Below are 11,636 nucleotides of genomic sequence, written 5' to 3'. Positions count from 1 at the left end.
TCCGGCGTCCGCCGCACCTGCTCCTCGAACAACACCGGGAACGTCACCCCCGGCAACGGACCGGAGGTGTCGTTCCACGCGTGGAGCCGCTCGAGCTCGGTCTCGTCCGCGAGCTCCACCGCGCGCAACCGCGTGTCGGGCGAGGCGACGACGAACCGCAGCACCCGGCCCAGCCACTCCGCGAGCCGCTCGGCGGTGGCCGCCTCGAACAGGTCGGCCGAGGCGGTCAGCACGCCGTCCAGCCCAGCGGGCCGGCCGGTCTCGTCGAACGCCTCGGAGACCGCGACCTCGAGGTCGAACTTCGCCGCCGCGGTGAGCCCGCGGCCGGCCGCGGCGGATCGGCCACCGGCGCGGGCGCCGGGCAGCCGCAGGGCGGCCCGTTCGTTGTTCTGGAACGTGAGCATCACCTGGAACAGCGGATGCCGGGCCAGCGACCGGGTCGGCGCCAGCTCCTCGACCAGACGCTCGAACGGCACGTCCTGGTGCGCGAGCGCGCCCAGCGTGGTCTCCCGCACCCGGGACAGGACCAGCCGGAACTCCGGGTCGCCGGACAGGTCGGTCCGGATGACCAAAGTGTTGACGAAGAACCCGACCAGATCGTTGAGAGCCTCGTCGGTGCGCCCGGCGACGGCCGAACCGATCGGCACGTCGGCGCCGGCGCCCAGCCGGGACAGGGTGACCGCCAGCGCGGCCTGCAACACCATGAACGTGGTGACGCCCTCGGACCGGGCCAGCTCGGCCAGCTGCCTATGCACCTCGGCCGGCACGTGCAGCGGCACGCGGTGGCCGTGGTGACCGGCCACCGCCGGGCGCGCCCGGTCGACCGGCAGCGCCAGCTCCTCCGGCACCCCGTCGAGCGCCTGCCGCCAGTAGCCGACCTGCTGGGCCAGCGGGCTCTGCGGATCCGACTCGTGGCCCAGCAGCTCGCGCTGCCAGACCGCGTAGTCGGCGTACTGCACCGGCAGCGGCGCGAACTCCGGCGCCTCGCCGCGCAGCCGGGCCGCGTAGGCCGCTGACAGGTCCCGGCCCAGCGCCGCGTGCGACCAGCCGTCCGTGGCGATGTGGTGCATCACCAGCACGAGCACCTGCTCGCCGGGGCCAGTGCGGAACAGCCGGGCCCGGATCGGCACCTCGGCCGCCAGGTCGAAGGCGTGGTCCCGGGCCTGCTCCACCGCGGCGTCGAGGCCGGCGGGGTCCACGTCGGTGACCGCGAGGCGCCAGTCCAGCTCGGCCGGGGCCAGGATCCGCTGGTACGGCTCGCCGTCCTCGACCGCGAAGACCGTGCGCAGCGACTCGTGCCGGGCGAGCACGTCCCGCAGCGCCGCGTCCAGCGCGACCGGATCGACCGCACCGGCCAACCGCACCACCACGGGCAGGTTGTAGGTGGGGCTCGGGCCGTCGAGCTGGGCCAGGAACCAGAGCCGGCGCTGCGCGAACGACAGCGGCACCCGCGGCGGGCGGGTTCCCGCCCGCAGGGCCGGCCGGGCCGGGCCCGCGTCGGCGGCGGTCAGCGCGGCGGCCAGCCCGGCCGGGGTCGGCGTCTCGAACAGGGTCCGGATGCGGACCTCCATCGCCAGCACCGTCCGGAGCCGGGCCAGCAGCCGCAGCGCCAGCAGCGAGTGACCGCCGAGTTCGAAGAAGTTGTCGTCCGGCCCGACCGCGTCGATGCCCAGCACGTGGGCGAACGCGGCGCACAGCAGCTCTTCCTGCACCGTCACCGGCGCCCGGCCGGCCGCGTCCCCGGTCGCCTGCCCGGGGTCGGGCAGAGCCCTGCGGTCGAGCTTGCCGTGGGGAGTCAGCGGCAGCTCGGGCAGCCGCACGAACGCCGACGGCACCATGTATTCCGGCAGCCGGGCCGCAGTCAGCGCCTGCAGTCGCTCCTCGGCGACCTCGCCGACGACGTACGCGATCAGCCTGTCGTCCCGGACGAGAACCGCGGCTTGCCGCATCCCGTCCTCGGCCAGCAGGACCTGCTCGATCTCGCCGGGTTCGACCCGGAACCCGCGGACCTTGACCTGCTCGTCCGCCCGGCCCTGGAACACCAACTGACCGTCCGGCCGCCGTCGCACCAGGTCGCCGGTGCGATACATCCGCTCACCGGAGCCGAACGGGCAGGCCACGAACCGCTCGCTCGTCAACGCCGCACGACCGACATAACCTCGCGCCAGGCCGGCGCCGGCCACATACAGCTCACCGACCACGCCGACCGGAACCGGGCTCAAAGCCCCGTCCAACACGAACAGACGGATATTGGCGATCGGCGACCCGATCGGCACCGTGCCGTCACCGGTCAGCTCGGCCGTCGCCACCCCGACGGTCGTCTCGGTCGGGCCGTAATGGTTGAAGACCCGACGGCCGTGCGCCGCGAGATCGGCCACCCAGGCCGGGGAAGCCGCCTCGCCACCGAGCACCAGCGACTCGCGCGGCAACACCGCCTCGACACCGGCCACCGACGACAACGCCATCAGGTGCGACGGCACCGCCTTCACAAAATCGATCTGCCGCTCGGCCAGATACGCGGACACCGCAGCGGGATCGGTCACCGCCGCCTCGCTCAAAATGTGCAACTGACCGCCGGTGGCCAGGCTGACGAACACCACCGTGTTACCCAGGTCCGTCACCTGCGGCTGCAACAAGCCGTACCGGCGGCCCGTACCGGACCAGCCGAACCGCTCCGACACCGAAGTCACATAGTTGGTCAGCGAGCCGTGCGTGACGGCCACACCCTTGGGCGTGCCGGTCGAACCCGAGGTGTAGATGACATACGCGACCTGCCGCGGATCGAGGCGCACCTCCGGCGCGGATTCCGGACAGGCGGCCAGCGCGGGATCGTCGAAGGCGACCGACGGCACCGGCACCGGCGGCAACGCCTCCCCGACACCCAGCAGCAGCGTCGCGCGGCTGTCGGCCACCATGAACGCGATCCGCTCCCCCGGCAGCTTCGCGTCGATCGGCAGGTAGGCCGCCCCGGCCTTCCACACCGCCAGGATCGCCGTGATCATGTCTGCCCCGCGGGGCAGACAGAGCGCCACCACCGAGTCGGCATCGACGCCCTGGCCGCGCAGGTAGTGCGCGATCCGGTTCGCCCGGCCATCGACCTCGGCGTACGTCAGCTCGACACCGTCGGCCACCAGAGCGACCTCGGCCGAGGCCGCCTGCCGCTCGAACAGCTCCAGCACCGACGCCTCGTCAACCGGGGCCGCGGTGTCGTTCCATCCGTACAGGGCCTGGTGGCGCTCCTCGGCACCGAGCACGTCGACCTCGTGCAGCCGGCCGTCCGGCTCGGCGGTCACGGCGTCGACGGCCCGGGTGAACCAGGCCGCGAGCCGGCCGGCCGTCGGCTCGTCGAACAGGTCGGTCGACGCGTTCAGCAGCCCGTGCAGGCCGGCCGGGCGGCCGTCCTGGTCGAACACCTCGGCCACGACCACGTCGAGGTCGTACTTGGCGGCCGCGGCGATCAGCCCGGACGTGCCGCCACCGGCCCGCACGCCAGGCAGGTCGAGGACGGCCCGCTCGTTGTTCTGCACGGCCAGGTGCACCTGGAACAGCGGGTGCCGGGCCAGCGACCGGGCCGGCGCCAGCTCCTCGACCAGCCGCTCGAACGGCACCTCCTGGTGGGCCAGGGCGTCCAGGCCGGCCTCCCGCACCCGGCGCAGCACCTGCCGGAACTGCGGGTCGCCGGACAGGTCGGTCCGGATGACCAGGGTGTTGATGAAGAACCCGACGAGGTCGTTCAGTCCCTCGTCGGTGCGGCCGGCCGCCGGGGAGCCGATCGGGATGTCGGTGCCCGCGCCCAGCCGGGACAGCGTCACCGCGAGGGCGGCCTGCAACACCATGAACGTGGTGACGCCCTCGGCCCGGGCCAGCTCGACGAGGCGCCGGTGCACCTCGGCGGGCACCCGCAACGGCACCTGGTGACCCCGGTGCCCGGCCACCGCCGGGCGGGGCCGGTCGACCGGCAGCGCCAGCTCCTCCGGCGCACCGGCGAGGGTCCGGCGCCAATGGCCGACCTGCCGCGACAGCAGGCTCTGCGGGTCGGACTCGTCGCCCAGCAGCTCCCGCTGCCAGAGGGCGTAGTCGGCGTACTGCACCGGCAGCGGAGTCCACCGCGGCGCCTCGCCGCGGGTGCGGGCCGCGTACGCCTCGGAGAGGTCGCGGGCCAGCGGGCCGGTCGACCAACCGTCGGTCGCGATGTGGTGGGCCAGGATCAGCAGGACCCGCTCGTCCGCGCCGATCCGGTACAGCCAGGCCCGGACCGGCACCTCGCGGGCCGTGTCGAACGGGTACGCCGAGTCCCGGGCCACCCGGCCGGTCAGCTCCCCGGGGGCGAGGTCGGCCACCTCGAGCGACCAGTCGAGCTCGGCCGGGTCGAGGATCCGCTGGAACGGCTCGCCGTCGACGGACGGGAACAGCGTGCGCAGCGACTCGTGCCGGCCGATGACGTCGCGCAACGCGGCGTTCAGCGCGTCCTCGTCGACGTCGCCCTCGAGGCGTACGGGCATCGGCTGGTTGAAGGTGGAACCGGCCCCCTCGAGCTGGGTCAGGAACCAGAGGCGTCGCTGCGCGAACGACAGCGGCACCCGGTCCGGACGGCGGGCCGCCCGCAGGCTCGCCCGCGGCTCGGCCTCGCCGGCCTCGGCCAGCCGAGCGGCGAGCTCGGCCACAGTGGGCGCCTCGAACAGCGCGCGCAACGGCAGCTCCACACCGAACACCGCCCGGACCCGCGAGATCAGGCGCACCGCGAGCAGCGAATGCCCGCCGAGCTCGAAGAAGCTGTCGTCGGGCCCGACCGAGTCGGCCCCCAGGATCCGGGCGAAGGTGCCGCACAGCAGCTCCTCCTGCACCGTGGCCGGTTCCCGGCGCCCGGCGATGGCCTGCTCCGGATCGGGCAGCGCCGAACGGTCCAGCTTGCCGTTCGCCGTCAGCGGGATGGCCGGCAGCATGACCACCGCGGCCGGCACCATGTATTCCGGCAGCTGCCGGGCGACGAACGAGCGCAGCTCGGCGACCGGCGGCTCCCCGTCGGCCGGCACCACATAGGCGATCAGCCGGTCGTCGCGGGCGATCACCGCGGCCTGGGCGACCCGGGGATGCCCGGCCAGCACGGCCTCGATCTCGCCCGGCTCGATCCGGTAGCCGCGGATCTTCACCTGCTCGTCGGCCCGGCCGGCGAAGACCAGCTGCCCGTCGGAGGTCCACTTGGCCAGGTCGCCGGTGCGGTACATCCGGTCGCCGGGGCCGAACGGGCAGGCCACGAACCGCTCGGCGGTCAGCCCGGGACGACCCGCGTAGCCGCGGGCCAGCCCGGCGCCGGCGATGTAGAGCTCGCCGTTGACCCCGGGCGGCACCGGCTGCAGGCCGTCGTCGAGGACGTAGAGGCGGGTGTTGGCGATCGGCCGGCCGATCGGGACCGAGGCGCCGACCGACTGGCCGGGCGTGACCTCGAAGACGCAGCAGCCGACCACCGTCTCGGTCGGCCCGTACTCGTTGACCACGGTGGAACCGGGCGCGCGCTCCAGCCACGAGCGCACCAGCGGGCCTGGCAGCGCCTCGCCGCCGACCACCCAGGTGCGGGCGGCCGCGGCCACCTGCTCGCCGGTCAGCGACTCGGCCAGCAGCGCCAGATGCGCCGGCACGACCTTGGCCAGACCGAACCCGCCGGCGCCGCGCAGCAGCCCGGTCAGCCCGTCGGCGTCCTCGCCGGGGCTCACCACGACCGCCGACCCGGACACCAGCGGCACCAGCAGGCTGGTCACCGTCAGGTCGAACGCGATCGACGAGTGCAGCGGCGCCCCGCCGCCGGCGGCCATGCCGTACCGGTCGGCGGCCCAGGCGACGTAGTTGGCCAGCCCGCCGTGGGTCACCGCGACGCCCTTCGGCGTGCCGGTCGAGCCGGACGTGTACATCACGTACGCCAGCTGCGAGGCCGGCGCGGGCGGCGCGGCCACGGCGTCGGCCGCGAGCGACAGCGTCTCTTCGGTCACCACCAGCCGGGCGCCGCTGTCGGCGACGAGGAAGTCGAGGCGCTCGGCGGGCTGCTTCGGGTCGAGCGGCAGATACGCCGCGCCCGCCCTCCACACGCCCAGGATCGCCGCGACCAGGTCGAGGCCCGCCCGCAGGCGCAGCCCGACCAGCGACTCGGCGCCCACCCCGCAGGCGCGGAGGTGACCGGCGATCCGGCCGGCCCGGTCCGACAGCTCCCGGTAGGTCAGCGACTCGCCGCCGGCGGTCACCGCGACAGCGTCGGGCGTGGCCGACACCTGGCGCTCGAACAGCTCGGGCACGCTGCCGGCCGGCATCGGGGCCGCCGTGTCGTTCCAGTCGTCCAGCACCGAGCTCCGCTCGGCCTCGCCGAGCACGGGCACCGAACGCACCCGCAGGTCCGGGTTCTCGACGACCGCCTGCAGCACCCGCATCAGCCGCTCGGCGAACACCCCGGCCGAGGCCGGATCGAACAGGTCGTCGGCCGCGATCACCGAGCCGCGCAGGCCCGCCGGGCGGCCCTGCTCGTCGAACACCTCGCCGATCGACACGTCCAGGTCGAACTTCGCGGGCGCCGGCACTGCCCCGGCGATCCGGGCGTCCTCGCCGTCCACGGCCACGGTCCGCTCGATGTTCTGGAACGTCAGCATCACTTGGAACAGCGGGTGCCGGGAGAGCGACCGGGACGGCGCCAGCTCCTCGACCAGCCGCTCGAACGGCACGTCCTGGTGGGCCAGCGCACCGAGCGTCGTCTCGCGCACCCGCTCGAGGACCTGCCGGAACCGCGGGTCGCCGGTCAGGTCGGTGCGGATGACCAGCGTGTTGACGAAGAATCCGACCAGGTCGTTCAGTCCCTCGTCGGTGCGGCCGGCGACCGCCGACCCGACCGGGATGTCGGTACCGGCGCCCAGCCGGGACAGCGTCACCGCGACGGCGGCCTGCAACGCCATGAAGACGGTGACGCCCTCGGCCCGGGCCAGCTCGGCCAGCCGCCGGTGCAGCTCGGCCGGCGCCCGCAGCGGCGCCCGGTGCCCGCGGTGACCGGCCACCGCCGGGCGGGGCCGGTCGACCGGCAGCGCCAGCTCCTCCGGCGCACCCGCCAGGGCCTGCCGCCAGTAGCCGACCTGCCGGGACAGCCGGCTGTCCGGGTCGGACTCCGCGCCCAGCAGCTCACGCTGCCAGAGGGCGTAGTCGGCGTACTGCACCGGCAGCGGAGTCCACGACGGCGCCTCGCCGCGGCTGCGGGCCGCGTACGCCTCGGCGAGGTCGCGGGACAGCGGACCGGACGACCAGCCGTCGGTCGCGATGTGGTGGGTCAGCAACATCAGGACGCGCTCGCCGGCGACCGTCCGGAACAGCCACGCCCGCACCGGCACCTCACGGGTCACGTCGAACGCGTACGCCGCCGCCTCGGCCACCGCCGCGGGCAGCCGCTCCGGGGCGACGTCGACCACCTCGAGATCCCGGTCGAGCCCGGCCGGGTCGAGGATCCGCTGGTAAGGCTCGCCGTCGACGGCCGGGAAGACGGTGCGCAGCGTCTCGTGCCGGCCGATCACGTCGAGCAGGGCGGCCCGGAGCGCGGCGACGTCCACGTCGGCCGGCAACCGGCTGGTGACCGGGCTGTTGTAGGTCGGGTTCGGTCCCTCCAGCTGGGCCAGGAACCAGAGCCGGCGCTGCGCGAACGACAGCGGCACCCGCTCGGGGCGGTCACCCGGCCGCAGGAGCGGGCGCACCGGGCCGGTCTCCGCGCCGGCCAGCCAGGCGGCCACGCCGGCCGGGGTCGGCGCCTCGAACAGCACGCGCACCGGCAGTTCGGCGCCCAGCACCGTGCGGATCCGCGACACCAGGCGGCCGGCGAGCAACGAGTGCCCGCCCATTTCGAAGAAGCTGTCCTCGACACCGACGGCATCCAGCCCGAGCACCTCGGCGAACGCGGCGCACAGCAGTTCCTCGGCCACGCCGGCCGGGGCCCGGCCCGAGCCGGCCGTGAAGTCCGGCGCGGGCAGTGCCTTGCGGTCGAGCTTGCCGTTGGGGTTCAGCGGCAGCTCCGGCAGCATGACGAATGCCGACGGCACCATGTATTCCGGCAGCCGCGCCGCCGCCACCGTCTGCAGCCGCTCCGCCTCCACATCGCCGACGACGTAGGCGACCAGCCGCTCGTCCCGGACGAGCACGGCGGCCTGCCGCACCTGCGGGTGGCCGAGGAGAACTTGCTCGATCTCGCCCGGCTCGATCCGGAAGCCGCGGATCTTCACCTGGTCGTCCGCGCGTCCGGCGAACACCAGCTGCCCGTCGGCGGTCCACCGCACCAGGTCGCCGGTGCGGTACATCCGCTCGCCCGAGCCGAACGGGCAGGCCACGAACCGTTGCCCGGTCAGGCCGGGCCGGCCGACATAGCCGCGGGCCACCCCGGCGCCGGCCACGTACAGCTCGCCGGTCACCCCGGCCGGAACCGGGGCGAGGCGATCGTCCAGCACGTACGACCGGGTGTTGGCCAGCGGCCGGCCGATCACCGGCGGACCGCCGACCGTCAACGGCGGCGACATCGAGGCGCACACCGTCACCTCGGTCGGTCCGTACGCGTTGATGAGCCGCCGGTCGGCCGCCCACCGGTCCACCAGCGTGCGGTCCAGCGCCTCGCCCGCGGAGATCACTGTGCCGACCGATACCGCGGCCGGATCCAGCACGGCCAGCACCGCCGGCGGCAACGTCGCATAGCTCACCTCGTGCCGGGTGAGCACCTCGACCAGGCCGCCGCCGGGCGTCAGCTCCCGGGCGGGCGCCGTCACCAGCGTCGCCCCGGCGGCCAGAGCCAGCAGCACCTCGGCGGTCGCGGCGTCGAAGCCGATCGACGCGAACTGCAGGACCCGCGGGCCCACGGCCGTTCCGAACCGGTCGAGCAACGCCATCGCGAGGTTCGCCGCGCCGGCGTGGGTGAGCGCGACGCCCTTGGGCACTCCGGTCGAGCCGGACGTGTAGATCACGTAGGCCAGGCCGAGCGGGCCGGTCGTGACGTCCGGCGCGGTCTGCGGCTGGCCGGCCACCGCCGGATCGTCGACGGCGACCATCGGGGCCCGGCCCATCGGCAGGTCGTCCAGCACGTCGGAGCCGCCCAGCACCACGGCCGCGCGGCTGTCGGCCAGCATGAAGGCGATCCGCTCGGTGGGCTGGGCCGGATCGATCGGCAGGTACGCCGCGCCCGCCTTGAGCACGCCCAGCAGCGCCACCAGGAATTCCGGGCCGCGGTTCATCACGACCGCGACGACCGACTCGGCGCCGGCGCCGTGGCCGCGCAGCAGCCACGCCAGCTGGTTGGCCCGCGCGTCGAGCTGCGCGTACGTCATCTCGACGCCGTCGGCCCGCACCGCGACCGCCTCTCCAGGCGCGGCCGCGAGCAGGTCGAGGATCGTCCTCGGGGAGAACGGCGCCGCCGTGTCGTTCCATTCGGAGAGCACCCGGGCCCGCTCGGCCGGCTCCATGACGTCGACGCCGTGCAGCCGCACGTGGGGCGCCGCGGTCACGAGGTCGAGGACCCGCACCAGCCCGCGGGTGATCCGCTCGACGGTCGGGCGGTCGAACAGGTCGGTCGACCCGGTCAGCGAGCCGCGCAGCCCGGCCGGGCGGCCCTGCTCGTCGAAGACCTCGCCGACCATCACGTCGATGTCGGTCTTGACCGCGGCCGTGGCGGCGGCCGCCACGACCCCGCCGCCGACGCGCACGCCCGGCATCTCCATCGTGGCCCGCTCGACGTTCTGCAGCGTCAGCACGACCTGGAACAGCGGGCTGCGGGCCAGCGACCGCGCCGGGGCCAGCTCCTCGACGAGCCGCTCGAACGGCACGTCCTGGTGGGCCAGGGCCTCGAGAGTGGTCTCGCGCACCCGCTCGAGGATCTGCCGGAACTCGGGATCGCCGGACAGGTCGGTCCGGATGACCGAAGTGTTGACGAAGAACCCGATCAGATCGTTGAGGGCCTCATCGGTGCGGCCGGCGTTGCCCGAGCCGATCGGGATGTCGGTGCCGGCGCCGAGGCGGGACAGCAGCACCGCCAGGGCGCCCTGCAACGCCATGAACGTCGTGACGCCGTCGGCGCGGGCCAGCTCGGCCAGCCGACGGTGCACCTCGGCCGGCACCTGCAGCGGCACGCGGTGCCCGCGGTGACTGGCGACGGCCGGGCGGGTGCGGTCGACCGGGAGCGTCAGCTCCTCCGGTGCGCCGGCCAGTTGCCCGCGCCAGTACGCGACCTGCCGGGCCAGCCGGCTCTCCGGATCCGATTCGGCGCCCAGCAGCTCGCGCTGCCACACGGCGTAGTCGGCGTACTGCACCGGCAGCGGCGCGAACTCGGGCGCCGCGCCGAGCAGCCGGGCCGCGTACGCGGTCGACAGGTCACGACCGAGCGGGGCCATCGACCAGCCGTCGCTGGCGATGTGATGCACGACCAGGACCAGCACCTGCTCGTCGGGGCCGGTGCGGAACAGCCACGCCCGCACCGGCACGTCGGCCGCGAAGTCGAAGGCGTGCTCGGTCGCCCGGGCCACCGTCGCGGGCAGGTCCTTCGAGGCGACCTCGCCGACCTGGAGACCCCACTCGATCTCGTTCAGCTCGAGGATCCGCTGGTACGGCTGGCCGTCCTCGACCGCGAAGACGGTACGCAGCGATTCGTGCCGGCCGATCACGTCGCGCAGCGCCGCGTCCAGCACGGCCGCGTCCACGTCACCGGTCAGCCGGATCACCAGCGGGTTGTTGTAGGTCGGGTTCGGACCCTCCAGGTCGGCCAGGAACCACAGCCGGCGCTGCGAGAACGACAGCGGCACCCGCTCCGGGCGGTGCCCGGCCCGCAGCACCGGCCGCGCCGGGCCGGCGTCCGTTCCGGCCAGCGAGGCGGCCAGCTCGGCCGGTGTGGGCGCCTCGAACAGGGTCCGCACCGGCAGTTCGACGCCCAGCACCGTGCGGATCCGGGAGACCAGGCGGGCCGCGAGCAGCGAATGGCCGCCCAGGTCGAAGAAGCTGTCCTCGACACCGACCGTCTCCAGCCCGAGCACCTCGGCGAACGCCGCGCACAGCAGCTCCTCCGGCACGGTCACCGGGGCCCGGCCGGTGCCGCCGGTCTGCTCCGGCGCGGGCAGGGCCTTGCGGTCGAGCTTGCCGTTCGGGGTCAGTGGCAGCTCCGGCAGCACGACGAAGGCCGACGGCACCATGTAGTCCGGCAGGCGGGCGGCCGCCAGCGCGCTCAACTGCTCGGCGGCGACGTCCTCGCCCACGACGTACGCGATCAGGCGCTCGTCCCGGGCGATCACCGCGGCCCGGTCGACCTCGGGATGGGTCAGCAGCACCTGCTCGATCTCGCCCGGCTCGATCCGGAAGCCGCGCACCTTCACCTGGTCGTCGGCCCGCCCGGCGAACACCAGCTGCCCGTCGGCGATCCACCGCACCAGGTCGCCGGACCGGTACATCCGCTCGCCCGCGCCGAACGGCGAAGCCACGAACCGCTCGCCGGTCAGCCCGGCCCGGCCCACATAGCCGCGGGCCACACCCGCACCGGCCACATACAGCTCGCCGGTCACGCCGACCGGCACCGGGCTCAGCCCGTCGTCGAGCACATAGACGCGGCCGTTGGCGATCGGCGTGCCGATCACCGGGGCACCGCCGGGCGCCAG

1 protein-coding gene is annotated in these 11,636 nt (G+C 74.5%); it reads right to left on the bottom strand.

Annotated features, from left to right (window positions below; all coding sequences use genetic code 11):
• On the bottom strand, positions 1–11,615 hold an 11,615-nt coding region (locus tag KXC43_RS49845; protein ID WP_221383356.1), incomplete at its 3' end, for a non-ribosomal peptide synthetase.
• Between the last annotated feature and the right edge of the window lie 21 nt (positions 11,616–11,636).

Origin of the sequence: Paractinoplanes polyasparticus, assembly GCF_019710575.1 — a bacterium.
GTDB lineage: Bacteria > Actinomycetota > Actinomycetes > Mycobacteriales > Micromonosporaceae > Actinoplanes > Actinoplanes polyasparticus.
This window is presented reverse-complemented; position numbering and strand designations above follow the sequence as displayed.